Origin of the sequence: Paenibacillus sp. LHD-117 (assembly GCF_030929555.1) — a bacterium.
Classification (GTDB): domain Bacteria; phylum Bacillota; class Bacilli; order Paenibacillales; family Paenibacillaceae; genus Pristimantibacillus.
The window spans coordinates 116,311-135,472 of the sequence record NZ_JAVFVT010000001.1 but is presented as its reverse complement, the minus strand read 5'-3'; the positions used below and the strand labels follow the sequence as shown (position 1 = coordinate 135,472).

At 46.2% G+C, this 19,162-nt stretch carries 7 protein-coding genes; 2 read left to right on the top strand and 5 right to left on the bottom strand.

The features are described from left to right. Nucleotides 1-82: 82 nt before the first annotated feature. The 5 genes from RB620_RS00430 to RB620_RS00410 all read right to left on the bottom strand — a co-directional run bounded on the left by RB620_RS00430 (nt 83) and on the right by RB620_RS00410 (nt 16,968). Nucleotides 83-7,288, bottom strand: coding sequence for a LamG-like jellyroll fold domain-containing protein (locus RB620_RS00430; RefSeq protein ID WP_308091526.1), 7,206 nt, complete (start codon nt 7,286-7,288; stop codon nt 83-85). Nucleotides 7,289-7,575: 287 nt separating this feature from the next. Further along, nucleotides 7,576-9,330 (bottom strand): family 43 glycosylhydrolase, encoded by a 1,755-nt coding sequence (locus RB620_RS00425; protein WP_308091525.1) that lies wholly within the window; start codon nt 9,328-9,330, stop codon nt 7,576-7,578. Nucleotides 9,331-9,446: 116 nt separating this feature from the next. Beyond that, nucleotides 9,447-12,923: a LamG-like jellyroll fold domain-containing protein gene (locus RB620_RS00420; RefSeq protein ID WP_308091524.1), complete on the bottom strand. Its 3,477-nt coding sequence runs from the start codon at nt 12,921-12,923 to the stop codon at nt 9,447-9,449. A gap of 231 nt (nt 12,924-13,154) precedes the next feature. After that, a complete protein-coding gene (locus RB620_RS00415) occupies nt 13,155-16,370 on the bottom strand; it encodes a family 43 glycosylhydrolase (RefSeq protein ID WP_308091523.1) in 3,216 nt (1,071 codons plus the stop codon). Between the two features lie 241 nt (nt 16,371-16,611). Further along, nucleotides 16,612-16,968, bottom strand: coding sequence for a hypothetical protein (locus RB620_RS00410; RefSeq protein WP_308091522.1), 357 nt, complete (start codon nt 16,966-16,968; stop codon nt 16,612-16,614). An 84-nt stretch (nt 16,969-17,052) separates the two neighbouring features. Here RB620_RS00410 and RB620_RS00405 point away from each other — a divergent pair, with 84 nt between their 5' ends. Further along, nucleotides 17,053-17,496 (top strand): gluconate 2-dehydrogenase subunit 3 family protein, encoded by a 444-nt coding sequence (locus RB620_RS00405; protein ID WP_308091521.1) that lies wholly within the window; start codon nt 17,053-17,055, stop codon nt 17,494-17,496. Continuing rightward, entirely contained in the window at nt 17,480-19,159 is a 1,680-nt protein-coding gene (locus RB620_RS00400) for a GMC family oxidoreductase (protein WP_308091520.1), read from the top strand. The genes RB620_RS00405 and RB620_RS00400 overlap by 17 nt, the downstream gene beginning before the upstream one ends. The last annotated feature ends 3 nt before the right edge of the window (nt 19,160-19,162 follow it).

Sequence of the window (19,162 nt, the reverse complement as noted above, 5' to 3'; positions counted from 1 at the left end):
AAAAATAGAGGCTGTAGCTCAGGTGCGAGTCTACAGCCTTTTGTTATAAACTGCCGGTCCCTGTGACCGGCAGCCTATACTTCTATACTAACTCCAAAATATTGAATACAATGACAGCAGCTTGAGCTCTCGTGGCCGTTGCCTTCGGAGCGAAGTTTCCGTTACTCATGCCGTTAACAATTCCTGCCCCTTGCAAAAGCGTAACGCTCTCTCGAGCATAAGGCGAGATATCATTATCATCTGCAAACGACAGTGGCACTTCTCTGGCAGTTAACTTCAGAAACGCGGACTCCATAGCCCGATACGCCATTACCGCCATATCTTCCCGAGAGATTTGCTCATGAGGCGCAAACGTGCCATCGCTTTTTCCTTTTATAATGCCTAATTGCTCGGCAGCCGCAATCGTATCATAATACCATGCACCTTCTTTTATATCGGTAAACGACACGACATTGCCTGATTCAGCTAGCCCGAATAAGTTCATTAACATCTCGACAAACTCAGCTCTTGTAATGTTGCCATTCGGATCGAAACGATTATCGCCTTTGCCTTGCACAATTCCTCTAGCGGCAAGTGCCTCTATAGGCGTCCTAGCCCATTGCTGGAGTACGTCGGCAAATTGGACATCGATATAAATTGCCGCATATTTACTGAAATGACTTGGTTTGAATACAACTTTTCCGGCTGCTGCATCATACTTCCCGTTCGTCACGACGTCCAATTCTCCGTTATCATTGATGAAATAGATAATGATGTTGTCCGGGTCCTCACTGTTTGACAGGTCATAAGGAATCGCGACTTGAACATCGGTCCTTCCATCGAAATGATCGACGCTTATTCCATTAATGAGCAATTCAAACGCAAGAACCTTGGCATTCTCTAATTGTTTCTGCGTTTCGACCGGCAAGATACTTAGATCCGCTCTCTCAATTGAGAGTTGGATGTTGGCTTGCGATTTGTTGACATGCTTGCCGATCAACTCGGTAGATATCGTTACCGAAGCAAGTCCAGCCTCCACCTCGAGAGCTTCGATATCATTGCCATTATCACCACCAAGAAGCTCAATCGCCGGTAATTCCAGTTTCAGTTTATTCAGTTCTCCGGATGACTCAACTTTCACTTGCAATTTCCCGCCTACCGATTGTTTAATCGCCTCCCGGATAGTCTCTGCTCCCAGACTTACTTGAGCCATACCATTAGCGTCTATAATCGGTTTGGCAATGACAACGCCTTTATCTAAATCAGTTGCGGGAGTTATAGGAGGTTGTTGGATGATGCCGCCTCCAGTGTCCGGCTTCCCGCCGCCATCTCCTAATTGAGCAACTTGCTCTTCGGTAAGAGCACGATTATAGACTCGTACATTATCGATATACCCCTTAAAGTACTGCTGAACTACCCATCCCGGGACATCTGCGCCTTCATGGACGGGCTTGCCGATAAAAGCATTCAGCACCCCGCCCATCGTTGACAGGTTGGCGGTTAACAATATGTTCTCTGCTGCGAGTATGCCATCCTGATAGATCTTTAACGTACTGTGCACCCCGTCTTCATTCCTGCTTAGCACGATTCCGACATTAGTCCATTGATCATGAAGACCAGGTGTCGCAACATATTCCGCCATTTGCTCAAATCCATCCGATTTCACCGTAATAGCAGAATACGTACCGCCGCCGCTTGCACGAATACCTAGGTATTTCTGCCGGTCTTTTGCAATTGAGAATGTGTAAAACCGATCCCATCCGTTCATTTGCGTCTTAACGTCCATGAACACGGAAATATTGTCTTTGCCGACGAAATAGTTTTCCGGGAGTCGCATATACGGGCTATTCGTCTCCGAGTCTCCACCGCTCAAATACAATACTTGTCCTTTCTCCGCATCTGCGACATACGTTGCTCCGTTATGAATCGTTGCGTTACCCGCGGCACCGGATTTCCCGGAGTTCGTAACCGTCGTTCCTGACAATGCCAGATCAAATGTGTACTCCAGATCAGGCAACACCTGGCCTGTACCCGGGGTTACAGGCTGTACGAGGGAACCGCCCCATTCGGCCATTACCCGGTCATACTCCTCTTGCGTTATCGGCAGCATAGAACCATGTTTGGCGCCTGTTGGCATTCGGAATTCCGTTTTGTCGAGAGCTCGAAAATTCCCTTGATCCAAATCTTCTGGCGATTCGGCAATCGTCGGGAAGAAGCCGTCGTTTCTTGCGCCGTATCCGTCCATATACAATAAGAACTTATCTTGGCCGTTCAGCTTGAAGATACCGGGGCCTTCAACGCTTCCTTGATCCGCGACCTTCTCCTTGACCAGAGTAAATTCGCCAAGCGGTTTATCGCTTTTTTCCAACATGATCGTGACATCTTTTTCATTTTTCGTAAATCGGTAATAGTTCCCGGCGAACGCTAGCATGCTGGTGTCGATGATGCTATACTCCGGTGTTCTATGCTTATATGTTTTCGCTTCGCTGAAGGTCCAGAAGTCTCGTGTTTTTACGTACAAAATCCGATGATGACCCGGATCATTTGGCCCAGCAGGTAAATTGGAAGCGAAGTAAACAATATACTCACCCGTATTGGGGTCATAAATCGTTTCAGGCGCCCACATATTCCCGGCATTATCAGGTGCAATCGGAATGAGTCTTGGTTCAGACCAATTAATAAGATCATCCGATTGCCATACATATATCGACTTGCTTCCGTTTCCGGAATATGCACCCCAATTCCCTAAGTTGGCATCCAAATCCGTACCGATCAAATAGAATCGATCTCCCTCTGGGGCACGAATGATATACGAGTCGCGTACGCCTTTCGTACCTAGAGTAGCATGGAGAATCGGCTCGTTATTATTCATGTCATCCCAGAACAAGCCGTCCTTACTAGTCGCGAGATGTATATTTTGACTTTCTCCATCGCCGTATAGATTCGAACGGAAGTAAGTGTAATAATACCCTGCTAGCTCATTGTCTTCGATTGGTTCTGTCGCAGCTTTGACGGTCACCGTCATGACTTTCGTCTTGCTTTGACCTTCATAAGACAAAGTAGCGGATAATTTAACATGCGTGTCGGAATTCTGGCGCTTAACCACCCCTGCCGGAGTAATATCATAATCGTCGTTTGGCGTTATTACGGTACTAATAACGTCTTCCCGATCCGATGCCCAGGTAATCGTTGCTCCAGCTGCCGTTTTCTCCGGCAATGTGATATTACCTCGAATATTTTCTGCGTTAGGAAGGGACATCTCGGCAGCTTCTAGTTCTAGGAAGTTCAATGCTGCCGTTACGCGATCCGGAATGGTAATCGTGAACGATTTGGTTGAAGTCTCGCTTCCTTTCGTGATACTTGCTGTAAGTACTGCAGTTTGTTCCGAGTCATGCAAAGTGATAATTCCTTTATTCGTAATGACTGCTTCATCGCTACTGCTCCAAGCGATGAAAGAACCGGCTTCTCCCAACATCGGCAACTCCATGTTCCTTGACACCGCACTCGTATCGCCAAGTGTCAATGCAGCAGTATCTTGAGCAACCACAACGGCATTTCGATCACTCGACATCGACGCGATTTGTTCCTGGTTAAGCGTCTGATCATAAATGCGGAAGTCATCCATATATCCTTTGAATAACGGATCCGGCCATAATGACTTGGCGATGTAATTATGCAGGAACTCTCCATTGTAATCGGAAGGCTGATTAGACGCGGTATTCGTCGCTACGGCTACCCCGTCTTTGTAAACGGTGATCGACTTCCCATTATACCCAATAGCCAAATGGATCCAGCTATCCATCGGAAGCGGCGACGCATCCGAAATGACATTTCCTGCCGCCCAAGCAGGTTCCATTGCGGCTGCCAGCTTCTGCGTTTGTGCCGATCGTTGATTAAGCCACATGGATTTGGATTTGTCATCGGTATTGCCGAAGTTGTAGAGCATGGAGATCGTCGAATTGTCCAAAGTCTTAACCCACATGCTTATCGTCAATTCGTTGCCAAAGCTCAGTTCCTTCGGAATCGTGACAAACTGCGTGACGCCGTCGAACAAAAGAGCATTTCCATTAACACCTTCGACTGCTGTAATAGCTTCGGACGAAGTGGCATTATACTCCGCACCCAGAGTCCCGGAATTCACAACCGTCATTCCGGAATTTTCATTGAAGCTATATTTAATCAAAGGATTCGGGCCTTCTTCTGTTGGTTCTTCACCCATTCCATCCGCGCTGACAAGGTGGAACGTCGCGTCCTGCTTGTCCTCCTGACTGGAGTTTCCACTATAAACTCCTGCCTTGATGGTGTATCCGTCTGTTTCAGATTGTCTAAGATACACGTTAGGATCAATAATGGATTGGAACGATACCCCGCTTTCATCCGCCAATCCAGGAACCTTTCTGAAGGTTGTTCTATTCTTGTAATCCGTCGTATTGTCGTTTTTCGTCAATGTCACGTTGTTGCCTTCGATTCCCAAGTAGTAACCAGGTTTGTTCACCGCTTGAATGGATACCATATCCACCGTGACTTGGTCGGCTAACCCTAATGCGATGTCCCACTTAAAAGTCAGTTCATTCTCTTGGAACTCCGCCAGATAGTTACTGCCGCTTTTAAATCGAATATATTTGTCGGGGTGACGATCCGACCGGATCAGCATCTCGTCCCCGGTTAGACCGGTCGAGGACATATAAGATTTTTGAATGGATCCATCTGGGTTATACCGCAGTTCCTCGACACTAACGGAGCGACGATGATGATCGCCAGACGGGAGTGCTGAATTATGATAGATAATATAAGTCTTTCCTTTAAACTCAATAACTGCCGGATGATTCGTTCCGGAAACATCCTCGCCATTCGGTCCCCAGTTACCATCCATAATAACACCTTGATACTGCCAAGGTCCTCTCGGACTATCGGACGTCGCATAGACGATTTTTTGCGGCAACTCCTGGGGAAAGGTTAAATAATATTTTCCGTTAGCTTTATGAACCCACGCTCCCTCGCCAAATCCACCAGGCAAATTATGAATAGGAGCGCCTGTGAATATATCTTGCCCTTCGGTAATTTTGCCGTCGCCGTTCAAATCTTTTATAGAAATCATATCGTCGTTTAACAGTGCATAATGGAATATGCTATTACCCCAATAGAGATAAGCCTGCCCGTCATCATCGACAAAGACTGCAGGGTCAATGTCTTCCATAGAGGCGAGTGGTGCTCCTGTTGTAATCGCATTATCGAATAAAGGGCCACCGATCGCATCTTCGAATGGTCCGGTAGGGCTCGAAGAGACCGCAACACCAATTGCGTTTCCGTTTCCTCCTCCGCGATCAACTGTCGTGTAAAAATAATATTTGCCATTTCTTTTTGTCATATGGGCAGCCCATGAGGAAGCATCCGTCGCCCACGAAAAGTCCGCACTCTTCAGAATGCTGCCTTCATTTTTCCAATTGACCATATCTGTAGATGAGAAGGCCAGCCACTCCTTCATGTAGAACCATGTTCCAGGAGCTGCCTCATCCCTTCCAACGTATAAGTAAACGGTATCTCCATCAACCATAGCAGCCGGATCGGCTGTAAACAGAATGTCCCCGTTAGCATCCGTTTTGATGATAGGGTTGTAACTGCCTGCATTAATGGAAAATCCAACGGGAAGTACATTGATAGTGAAAATCTTCGTGTCAGTTGCATTCGCTTTCTGAATGGTCGCCGTTAACGTAATTTCCGCAACAGACTGACCCTCAGCCGGCCTAGTAACGGAGCCGTCATGATTAAAATAAGCCGTATTGCTAGACGTCCATGTTATGGTTGTCCCATAGAAGCTGCTCGGCAAAAATACATCATCGTTCACAATAGTGCTTCCGATGCTCAACTTCTCTTTTGCCAAGGCAACGGCTTGTTCAGCAGCTATGCCTCCAACATATAACTCTTGTACCTCATTTTCAGTCAGAGGGATTGAGTAGATGCGGAAATCATCCACTTCTCCGCCGAAATACGGGTCAGGATAGAAGGACTTTCCAATGTAACCTGAATAGTCTTTGCTTACATCGTAAAGATCCGAGGGCTTGACGGTTACGCTTTCATTTTTAGCTGCCTGCTCTCCATTAATGTAAACGGTACTTATTTGTGCAGCGGAATCAAGTGAGTAAGCAACATGCTTCCACTCACCGGTTGGGAAAGCAGTTTGAAGATTGGATCCGCGTTCTCCGCCGCCTCCATTTGACGTGATCGCCGAGTAGGGATACCCATTCCAAATTTTCGGCGTGAAGAATAAATATTTGCTTGTATCGACGCCAAGGGCGTAAAGCCATTGATAGGCAGCTTCGCTGTCCCATTTCACCCAAGCAGATACGGTTATATCGTTTAACCCTTCTAACACGCCGTTTGGAATCTTGACGTACGAAGCCGTCGAAGAATCGCTTGCTCCGCCGGTCATCTTGAAGGAGTTACCGCTTACGCCAGTCCCCCATGCAGGCGTATTAACATAAGCTCCATCGAATCCATGGCCTGAAGAATCCGATACCGTCGTTCCATTCATCTCTTCGAACTGATACCAAAGCTTAAGGTTCGGATCCGAAAGGCTGTTACTACCTGCAAGACCTGCTACTTCTTCTCCTGACAATCCAATATTGTAGATTCGAAAATCGCTAATTTTACCTTTAAGGTAAGGATCCTGCCAATTTGATTTGCCGATATAGTTCTTTACAAACTGACTTTCCGTATAGTCCGAAGGTTTAACGGCAATATTTGCTTGTTGGAGGATCGCTCCATTTTTATAAATCGTATAAGTGGTTCCTGTTTTGCTCAACGTAACGTGAGACCACTCGCCAACATTTATGGGATCACCGCCATTGAGCGTGTTTTCTCCCCACGGAAGTCCATCCATGCTCAGAAATAACGTTTCTGTGAAATACATTTTTCCAGCATCCGTATCTCCAAAATCGAAAAACCGGGTGAACTGACCTTGTTTCTCATCCAAATAGGCCCAGAAAGCTATCGTAAAATCATTTAATGAGTTCAAAACGCCTGAAGGCGCTTTCACAAATTGACTTATACCATCGAGACTAATGGCTTCTCTACCTTCCGTCATCATAACTGAAGGTGTTGTATCTCCTCCTATAATGCCGTCATAGCCATTGCCGGACGCATCTACCACGCTCGTTCCTTGAATCGAGCTGGCATCGAACTTATAATGCAGCAATAGATCATTGGTAGGATCCCATGCTGCCTGCGCGGAGGAATAACCTCCGAACATTGTCGTTATCATTGCAATAACCATCGTTAGAGATACCCATCTGTTCAACATTTTCTTCATGACAAACTCCTTCCTCGAATCAAATGATAGCGATTACATTAAAAGATGAAAAACATTAAGTTTGCATCCTCATATCCTTTCGCTCCTTCCTTTCTTATAAGATATGAGCCTATCATAAATGACTTCTTATGGTTAATCGATGGACTATCATATTCGAAAAGTAAAGGATTTTAGTCATTTGGCGGATAAGAGATTACGAAGATGGGATAGCCCGCCGATATAGGAGGTTCACTCCTTATGGGCGGGCTATATATCGATCGTCACTAATTTGAATTGTAATTCTACGCTTATTCGTTGTGAACAGTCACAAGAATTGTCACATTGGCAAGCTCTGGATTAAGATCCTTTTCTTCGGTCAGATCCAATACCGGATAGCCGTCAATATCAAAGTGAATACGCCGCAGGCCAGAGCATCTTGGCGCGTCGATGCCAGGTCGCGCATGATACGTATTCCATATGGTACCTTCATCATCTACTACATATGAATTATGACCGGGACCGTATTCGCCTGGAACGCTCCGGGAGGTAAGCAGCGGATAATTCCCTTTCGTCCAACTGTTGGCATCCAGGAGATCCGAAGTAAGCTCCGCAACGAGTAATCCTACTACATAAGTAGCGTCCACCGCCGCGCTGGCAAACGTAACAAAAAGTTTATTATCGCGGATCAACGCGAACGGTCCTTCATCGACAAAAGTATGATTATTCGCCCAACCGTAATCCGGCTTCGTTAATAATACGGGATCGTTTATCAGCTTCCACGGCTCATGAGGATCAAGCTTTGCGATATAAACCCACGCTCCGAGATCGACTGGCACAAACTGCCTTTCTGACCAAGCTGCATAACATTCGCCGTTAACTTGAATAACGGTCATGTCCAGGGAAATAACCTTTCCTGCCTCGCACAGCTCCGTTCCGTCTTTCTTCAATACGCGTCTTGGCATGCTCCAATCTGCAGCTTGGGTTGGGTCTCCGCCTTCGCGCAGCTGCATGACGTGGCACTCTTCATACAAAAATTCACCTGTCGTTGCCGCATGGAAAATGTAAAGCTGATCTTCAATAATATGAATCTCAGGCGCCCACAACAGTCCCTTAATGTGATCATACGTTTTGGTGTCTAGAATTAAGTGTTCTTCAGCGTGAATCAGGCCCGGTATGCTGTCCGCTTCCCTAATGAACAATGTCTGATTGCCGTCGGCATCATTGGTCGCAATAAAATAGTACTTTCCATTCCACCGGGCAATGCAAGGGTCCGCACGATTAACCGCCATGGGAAACTCGTATTTCTGCTGTTGGATCGTCCCCTCCACAACATAAGTTCCTTGTTTAGACCAATCTACGGCATCCGTCATCCATTCCACGCTCTTCAGCGCAGTCGTTCCGTCACTGTATACGGCAGTGGCCTTAACTGCCTTCAGCTCTTCTGGTGATGCTGCAACCATACTTTCCTGAAGCTCTATGGCCACATTCGTCGGGACCGTTAATTTACATACAAGCCGATGAGCGATCTCCCGCGGAACAGGAATGACGTTTCGGGGGACGATTCCTTCAATATTGTAAATCTGTTCTGATTGAATAGGTGCTTCTGCAGACTCCGGATTCGATGCTCCTTCCAGGTCAAAGAGATCGGTAATCGTGTTTTGAAAACCATTGCCGCTTTCGTCGCACCAATGAATAATATAAGCCTTCACCGCCTCCACGTATTTACAGGTAACATCATCAACATAAGCTTCAGTTTTCAGATTAAGGAGTCCCACTTCCCGGTATTGAAGCAGGTCAGAAGTTACGAAGAATAGAATCCTCCCTGCGCTCTGCGGATCCCGCTGCCCATTCGCCTCAGTACGAACCGCTACGACTCCGAACTGGCCATTGTCCAGACGGAAGAGAAATGGATTTTTTAAACTCTTTGCATTCATCGTTCCGTTCTCGTTATCCGTCGCTTTAGCGAACAACACGCCGGAATTATGATTAAGCGATCGATAACTCGCGCCGTCTTCGCTGTAAGCCAAATGCATGCTGTAGGCAAGTCTTTCCGCGTAAATCATGTCCTCTTGAGGCTCCCTTGTATAACAAAGGACGAAATTATTTTCACTCCAGACATCATTAACCATCGTATTCGTTCACACCTTTTTTGAGTTAATAGTAATACTTGACGCACTCTTTACCATTTTGTTCGGAATCGCACCAACGTTAGAGAATAAGGATCCAAAGATATGGAATTCTCATTTCCTAAACCATCAATCGTAGTTGTAAGCGGTACAATTTGAGTCGGATGTTCGAGCGTATTGGTATCATCTGGCCCATTACCTTTTAGTACGGTCTTCACCCCTTCAGGACAGACGACGCCTGCATCGTTCAATACCACATCGATCGTTTGTTTCACATCGTGCGGATTCACAAGCTTCACGACGATATCTCCTGACGACTCGTCTTTGCCGGCCGTTGCATATACCGGTCCCGTTTTCGGTCTGTCGACGATTTCGAAGACCAGATCACCTCGTACATAGCATTGGACTCGGTTGCTCCGCACAGTCAATCGGATATCGTACCATTCGCCGGTTTCAATGGTCGGGTATTGGACAGTATCGAAATAAGGTGTCATTAAGCTTGTTTTGCCGTTAACGATTTTTTCGAAGGCGCTTTTGGAGTTGCCCCATCCGCCTAACGTCAGGCGAATATAATTTTCACTGTCACGCTGTCCGAGATGAATGACGAATCCTTCTTCGCCTGCCGTTTTTCTCGCTCTGACCGTTAAAGTGTAATTATTGGCTTGAAAATTTCCTGTGTAGATCAACGCGTTTGATGCCAATGGATTGGTCTGCGCGCATACACCATTAGAAAATCCCCATATCCCGGTCGAAACCGACCATTGCAAACGATCGTTCGAGGTATCGTCACTTAACAAAATAGCTCCACTATCATCATTGATTACAGTCAAGTTGGTGAACTCAACGGAGGTACGATTGGAGCCTAACCCGATTGCTCCTTGAATCTTATGGGCTGCCTTACCGTTTCGAATCAACTCCCACAATAGAGTATAGTTCGCGACATTGCGCATGAATAACTTCTGGACATAATAATTCGGCGTACCGTAGCAGGTTTCGTTCGTGAAGAAGATCGCATCGGGCGCCCATTGCATATAGTTGTGCTTCGCCAATAGAGGGGCATAAGCGGCTAACTCCACGACATCGCCATTCTCCTCCAAGTGGGTCATGTAGGCGGCTTCTGCAAGCGCATTCTCCATTCGGTTTCCTCTAGATGCGTATTCGCCGACAAACACGGTGCCAAGATTGCGATCGTAGTTGTCGTATAGATTCATGCTGTTGTAAAAGTCATTGGGATCCAAATAATAATGGTCGTCGACAATATCAGCGTCGATATCTCCCCTCTGCATTCTAGACCAGGTTTCTAAGTTAATCGCATCGTTTTTTGTAAATCCTCCGCCAACAATCAACTTAATTTCTGGATGCGAAGCTCGAAGAGCCTCAGAGAAAAGCTTATATCGCTCGTAATATTCGGGACCTCCGTTTTCATTTCCGATCTCCAAGTATTTTAGATGGAACGGCTCCGGATGCCCCATGTCTGACCTTAACTTAGCCCATTGGTTGGTCATATCCGTGCCGTTAGCGAAGTCGATAAGGTCGAGAGCGTCTTGCACCACTTCCCCCATTCGCTCCATTGGCACCATTGTAACTCGTCCCGCTGCGTCATGGTGAGAGATGCCGGCATTCAAACACGGAATCGGTTCAGCACCTAAGTCCTCCGCCAATTGGAAATATTCATAAAAGCCAAATCCAAAAGACTGATTATAGTGCGGATATTCGGGCCTAAACGACCATTGATTGAACGTTTGTTTGCGTGTTTCAAGCAGACCGACCGTTTCCTTCCACTTATACCGGTTTTCGATCACTCTTCCTTCAACCAGACATCCTCCTGGAAAGCGAAAAAACTTAGCTCCCATATCATTCAACATTTCGCCTAGATCATTACGTACACCGTTCTCCCTATTTTTCCATGTACGCTCAGGGAATAAGGACACCATGTCCAAATGCAGAATACCAGCGCTTGTCATCACAAGCTGAAGCCTAGCCGTCGAAGACGAACCCGTCGGCTCCAGAACGCAGCTAAACTTCTTCCAGTCGCCAAAAACTCCTTCTATTGTAGAAGCCGCATAATCGACAACACCGTCGGCGCTGGTGATGCCAATCTCGATTGATCCGCTATAATCTACGCCCCTTGCAAAAAACGAGCATAAATACCGCTCTCCCTGCACGATTCGCATGCCTGGTGTCGAATTGCCCGGCTCATCCGGGAACCCGATATTATAAATGCCAGTTCCGGATTCATGGGAGATGATCTCCAGATAATTCGGATTGTTTTCGTGTAAACCGTTTGTATCTGCTGTTGTAATGGAAACGGAACTTCCTGCACGTTCCAGCTTATGCCAAGCATGGAGACCGTCATAAGTTTGAACAAGAGCATTCTCAGAAGATCGCAAGAATTCGAATGAACCGTTCTGTACCAACTCGGGGTATAATCCACCATCAAGCGAATAGTTAATGTCCTCGAAGAATAATCCGAACAAATTCGGATGAATATCGACTTCCTTTCTACCAGCATTAACGACTAGTCTAAATGGCGCTTCATTCTCCGGGAGTACTCTAACTGTGAACCTTTTCTTATCAACTTCAGTTCCTTTGGATATCGTTGCTTCAAGGGAGATCACCGCTGCCTGTTGTCCCGCTATTGGCCTTGATACAATACCTTCAAGAGTAAGATACTCCGATTTATCCGAACACCAGTCAATGGTGGCTCCGTATAGGCGATTAGGCAGCACTAGATGATTCGTTACAATGTCTAGATCATTGAATTGCAGATCCTGCTTAACGGCTAGAACGACATCGGCATCTTCAAGTCCCTCTTCTTGAATTTCAGCAATTCTCTCACTTGATAATGCGATATCATAAATCCGAAAATCATCTATCTCCCCCTCAAAATAGGGATCGTCGAAAAACGACTTTCCGATATACCCCGCCCAATCCTGATTGGTGTCGCACAACTCAGCAATATTCTTCGTCATTTGGCTATTTCTCGCTACTTCTTTCCCCTCAAGGTATAGCACACAGGTTTTAGCTGCGGGATCCATGGTCAAAGCCACGTGAATCCATGCCCCTTCAACAAGCTGTGAGCTGGAAGCGACGCCTTGCTCTCCTAACGTTGTCGATGCTAAGTCGGCGTCGTTTCGAATGGCGGCGTAACAGGTGCCCGGATTCCCTTTCGGAGTCGCAAAGAGATAACGTTCTGTATGGCTTCCGATCGCGAAGATCCACTGATTGGCAGTCCCGTTTCCCGTCCATTTGATTCTTGAAGCGATCGTGACTTGTTCCATATTCTTTAAAACGCCATTTGGAATCGCGACATATGGCGCATTCGATGAAGCAGTGCCGCCCGTGAACTTCATAGAATCGCCGCTTAAACCGGTGCCCCAAGTCGGCGAATTAAAACATACGCCATCAAATCCGTTCCCCGAGAAATCCTTTACGATGGAGTCGTCATTCCGATCAAATCTGTACCAAAGCTTTAGATTCTTCATGTTCGGCTCATTCGATTGCAGCATAGGCTGGTGACCAGTATTCATGATTTACACCTGCGCTTTCTAGAAACTGATTTTTTCATGCAGAATGCAAGCATGATATCGTTAAGAGTAGCGCAGTCCATCTATAGAAACTACCTGCCAAACTCCGTGAAAATACCTGTGAAAGGCTAGCTGTCAGAATGGTCGGATGACGTAAAAACAGCATGGTTCCCCAAAAAAATGAAGGCCGTTACAGGAAATAAACCTGAACAGCCTTCATATCTTATATTTGAATTATTGGAATGCGTTTAAGATCCGATATATAATGACTGCTGCTTCAGCTCTTATAGCGGTATCCAGAGGCCGAAGAAGACCTTCATCATCCCCAACAATAAAGCCGGATGTTACCATGATTCTAACAGCATTCTCTGCATAGTCGGCTATCTCGGTTGCATCTTCAAATACCGGCAAGCTTCCTTCAGTACTCTGCGGCAATAAGATGCTGGCGGCATTTAGCGCCCGCACAACGGTAACCATCATTTGTTGCCTAGAAATGAGTCCGTTCGGATCGAAAATATTATTGCCGCTACCTAGAACAATTCCGAGTTGCTTCGCGATTCTCAACGCATCATAATAGAATGTTCCTACTGCAACGTCATCAAAATTATCGGTTGCCTCAGCCTCGAGCCCAAGCGCTCTAATCAACATGGTAATAAATTCGGCTCTGGTTACAGTGCGCTCCGGTTCATACGTATTGGATGAAGTCCCTTTGATAACCCCGAGCTCCGTCAGATATGTGATCGCTTCTCTTGCCCAATCATAACCTTTCAAGTCCGTAAATGCAGGAACTGGAGGTTTCTCGGTTGGTATTGCCGTTTCGCTCGGTATCGGCGTTGCAGTTGGTGACGGAATTGACGTTGGTGCCTGAGTCGGTGCTGGGCTCGATGTTGTCGTTGGCGTTGGTGTTGGTGTTGGTGTTGGTGTTGGTGTTGGTGTTGGTGTTGGTGTCGGCGTTGGTGTTGGTGTTGGTGTTGGTGTTGGCGTTGGTGTTGGTGTTGGTGTTGATGTTGGTGAAACAGCGGTCGTATCTTGGAAGGATACGTCATCAACGTAAAAGTCCATTAAATCGTTGATAGGATCATTCGCCGCTGACCATGAAGTTTCAATAAAGATGGCTGGCCTGCTGAAGTTGGCGTCAGCGGGAACTGTAACCGTTCCTTCGATTGTCCCCCATTCGCCTTTCGTTATAATTCCGTGACCCATATCCTTAAAGACCCACCAACTTGGATCCGACTCACTCATGTTTACCCAATCTTCGTTACGAATTGTAAAGATAAATTGTCTTGTCGCCGGACCAGACTCGTATCTCACCTTCGCGGAGAAGACGTAAGTTACGCCACCTTTGATCTTTCCTTCAACAGACTGCTTCGGACCTGATCCCGTGGCAGTTCTGCCTGTAACATGCAACGCCTTCGAGCCGCTTAAGGCAGCATCCTCTGTCACAGCAATTGAAGCGGTATCGTTAACGATCCAAGGAGATATTCCTTCTTCAAAACCGCCATTCTCTATTAAATCAACTAGTTTAGATACGGTAATGGAAAAAGACTCAGTAACAGCTTCGCCTAATATTCCTTGGAAGCTTACGGATACATTCGTCGTGCCTTCCGACTTCGCGGTAATATGACCATTGACCACATCCGCAATTTCTGGATGCATGTTATGGAAAACTGCTTTGTCCGTTACGTCTTCAATGCGACCGTCCATATATTCAACAGTTACTGCTACGTTCTCTGCAGCGCCAATCCACAAAGATACTGCTTTTTTGTCGATCGTAATCTGTTTGGGCGTCAGCTCGCTCTTCAGATCTTTGACGACAACACGAAGCACATCTGTTCGCCCGCTATAATTTACATTAATTTCAGCTTTTCCGTATCCAATTCCTGTGACCACCCCGCCGTCAATCGAAACGAGTCCTTCCTGATCAGGCACAGCCACAGCTTGTTCGGTAACATCACTGCTTGTTCCGTCGGCATAAATAGCCGTTACCGTCATTTGAGCTTTATTGGTTCCCGATACGGTATCAAGCTTATAGTTGTCGATAGACGCGTTGATAGCGACTAGATCATGATCGCCCTTCTCGGTAAAATTCCAATCATCCATTTTGAACATATCGCCAGTGCTGTCTCCTTTGAAAACAAGAAACAAATCATGAACGCCGACAGCGCCGGAGACATTTGCCGTTTCCAATTTCCAATTGTTCTCTTCTGTAAATGATACCGGAAGCGAGCCAATGACAGTACCGTCCTGACTGTCTAGACGAAGTTCAATCAGCCCGCCTTTGGAGGCGCTGGATACGCTTGCCGTGAATGTTCCGGCACCTGTCGCTCCGAAATCAACGTCTTTGACCTTGATGTAATCGCCATAATCTATATCGCTGACGCTCATCCCGCCTTGAATACTCGGCTCCGTCTCAACGCCGATCGTCCATGCAATAGTCTCCGCTTCGTTCCGCTCATAAGGATTCAGATTTCCTACGCTCTCTGGCCCTTCTGTTGTCATGTTAAACATCGGAATCGTTCCATCTTCGTTGAACTCGAATTGCTCAACGGCAGCTGATCGGGTGAATCCCCCCCCTCCCGGGAGAGCGCCATTGTGATAGAAAAAGTAAGTATTCCCCTTAAAATCAATAATCCCAGGGTGATTTGTGAAGCTTCCCCCTTGTGAAGGCATAATAATTCCTCTAAATGTCCATGGACCAGTAGGGGATTCGCTTGTGGAATAAGCAATATTTTCTGGAATGCCGCTGGCGGCATAGATTAGATAATACAATTGATTGCGTTTATAAAGCCAAGGACCTTCTTCATACAACGTTGATCTATCCGGATTGCCGAGTCTTTCACCGAATCCTTCTTTCGTAAGCGGCACTTGAACAATGCCAACCTCTTCGTCATATGAAATCATGTTTTCGTTTAATTCCACGTACCAGAGATTCGGATTCCCCCAATACAAGTATGCTTGTCCATCGTCGTCAATGAATACCGTCGGATCGATATCCCCCCAATTGGCAGCTATTAACGGCTCTCCTAGTGCGTCCACGAAAGGCCCCGTTGGACTGTCTGAGACCGCGACGCCTATTGCTGCGCGATTAAGTGTTTTATGACTAACCGTCACATACCAATAAAACTTACCATTCCTTTCTACAACCTGACTTGCCCATGCATCACCCTTGGCCCAGCTAAACGTTTCATAAGTTAATGGAACACCGTGATCCGTCCAATTCACCATATCCTTGGAAGAATAGACTCTCCATTCGTTCATTGTATACCAAGTCGAATTATCCTCGTCCCGGCCGGTATACAGGTAGACAGTATCATTGTAGACCATCGGCGCTGGGTCAGCCGTATAAACCGTTTGCACCACGGGATTATCCGCATAAGATACAGAAGCTAACAAATTCGTAATCAATAAGATGGCCACAAGCAAACCTATTGCCTTTTTCTTCATCTTCATCAATTCTCCCCCTTCATCTTCCATTGATAGTAAGCTCTTCGCTCTTAATTTTAAGCTCGTTGTAAGCGCTTTTAAATGGAATCTGATATTCAAAAGTTAGCGTACTTTATTCTTTTTACTTTTGAAGAAATAGAAAATGACCGTTCAGCAAACGAACGGCCCGTCTCCATTATCGATGAATTGGAATTTTTCCCAAGGACCTATTAAATCCCTGTTTGCAACATGAGTTATGCACTTGGAGTCATAACATACAAGCGCTGTGATTGTCTCCGATATCAATCCCTGATAAATCTTCTGAAATGATTCGATATACCTGCCCTTTCGTCAGGGTGGTTAATACGTAGGCCACCCACTCGGAAATCATATCTGTTCCACCGATCAAAAACAAATTTGGGTCTTTTCGTCTTAAGATCTCGGCTTTTGTTGCATATGGAATATAACTTGTTTTCGTCACATATAAAACAGGATATCGTGGTAAAGTTGTTTTTATTTTGGTTAATTCCTCCAGTTTCTCAACTGGGAAAATTAACAGACTTCTTTCATTCGGCGCCCACCTTCTTGCGTACTCCGCAGCTTCCATGAAAATATTTTTCTGCACCCCTCTCACCTCCAAAATATTGTATGCAAAACGGTAAAAAAAAAGCATATACATAGTTTGAATCATAAGAAAGGGGGAATGAAATTGCTTTCAAAAGAGGAGATGGAGCTGATCAATATACTGACTGAAGCGATATTTCCAGGTGCAATTGAGGCCCAAACGTATAACTTTGTTTTAAGAGATATGGAAAGTAACCCTTTTTTAGTGGGAGTGTATCGTAATGGGTTACAGCAATTGGAGAGAGCAGCCCAACAACTTTTCCGGTTGAGCCTGCTTCATCTTGACAAAAATCAACTCAATCAGCTTCTTATTCAAAATGAGAATACCCCTTTTTTTGAGTTATTAAGAGATCATACTTTGGAGGGGGTATTCAGCGATCCTATTTATGGCGGCAACTTTGAAGGTTATGGTTGGCGTCTGTTAGGCTACGCAGGCCCCACCTTTTACCCGCCGGAGACGATCAATAAAACGAGACATCCGACCATTTATTATTCACTGGGAGGAATCGTTTATGAAGAAAAGACCTGATTATGACGTGATCATCATTGGAGCAGGTGCGTCAGGAGGAATTATTGGAAGAGAACTAAGTGATGCAGGATTGTCTGTTTGTGTGCTTGAACGGGGGCCCATGTTTGAGACAAAGGACGTATCGATGGATGAACTCAGGTTTCCTATCCGGCAGGATCTTATGTGGGCCACTCCGAAGGTTGGAGGGATGACGTGGAGACCCCACTCGCGGACTGCAACGCAAAAAGTGTTTCCTCGCATAACCCAAGGGCTTGATGGCTGGGGACCAGGAGGGAGTATGACTCATTGGGGAGGAGTCAGTTGGCGGTTTGAACCTTCCGTCTTTAAGGCTCTGGACGTTTGGGGGCAGATACCGGGCGGCGCGATCGCCAACTGGCCGATTTCTTATGAAGATCTGGAGCCTTACTACACAAAATTTGAGTACAGAATTGGTGTTTCTGGAGATGATAAAATGAAGTTCGGCCCCCCAAGATCTGCTCCTTATCCTTTGCCTCCATTCGAACAAGGCTTTGCGACGAACCACTTTGCACAGGCATGCAGGTCTTTGGGATATGAACCGTTTCCTATGCCGGCGGGTATCCTCTCCAGAGATTATCAAGGCCGGAAACGCACAGGCTCCTGTGGTTTCTGCCAAAGTTTTGAATGTACGGTGGAAGCTAAATCGAATACGAGAGTGACGGAACTCAGAGAAGCGCTAAAGAATCCGAACTTCACTTTGCTTGTTGACCGCTATGTGATTCGAATGACAATGAACCGGCGGGATCGGATAGAAGGTGTCGTATGTCTGGATTCTGCAGGAAACGAGCATGAAATTACGGCAAGTATTGTGATTCTGGCGGCAAATACATTTTATAATGTTTGGCTGCTGCTTCTGTCCGGAAATCCATATGCGCCCAGCGGCATCGGGAATCAGCATGCTCAGGTGGGAAAATACTTTCACCAGCATCCGAGATTCGGGATAAACGGATTGTTTGATGAACTGATGAATGTTCATATCGGGCCTTCAGAGCCTGTAATGGCGATTTCGGATTTTACGGAAGATCATTTTGATCATATGGGGCTCGGTTTTATCATGGGCGGTTATATCTACGGCGCAAAGGTTACCGGAAATGCAGGACAGCCCATAGAATTCGCGAAAACAGTTGAACTGCCTGACGGAGTTCCGCGCTTCGGACCTTTATACAAAGATTTCATGGCACGAACCTACAGTCATTATTATCAGGTTCATGCGATGCTAACAGACCCTCCAATGTTGACTTCCTTCATCGATCTCGATCCCCACGCCAAAAATCATTATGGCCTTCCTCTTCCGAGGTTAACCTTTGATTGGAGTCCGCAGTTGAACAATATGCAGCAATTTTTTTATCCGAAAATGGTAGAAATTCTGCAGGCAGGTGGAGCAAAAAAAATATGGGGAGGACAACACGTTCAACCTCCATGGGAGATGACGCATCCGAGCGGCGGAACCAGAATGGGGGAAAACCCGAAGGAATCGGTGACAGACCGCTACGGAAAAGTTCACGGGATTCGCAATTTGTTTATCAGCGGAAATTCTTTATTTCCCACGATGTCGGCTTTTAACGTAACGGAGACCATCGGAGCATTGGCTTATTGGCAGGCAGACTATATCAAACAAGAGGTCTTGAAGGGGGAATTAGTTTAGCCT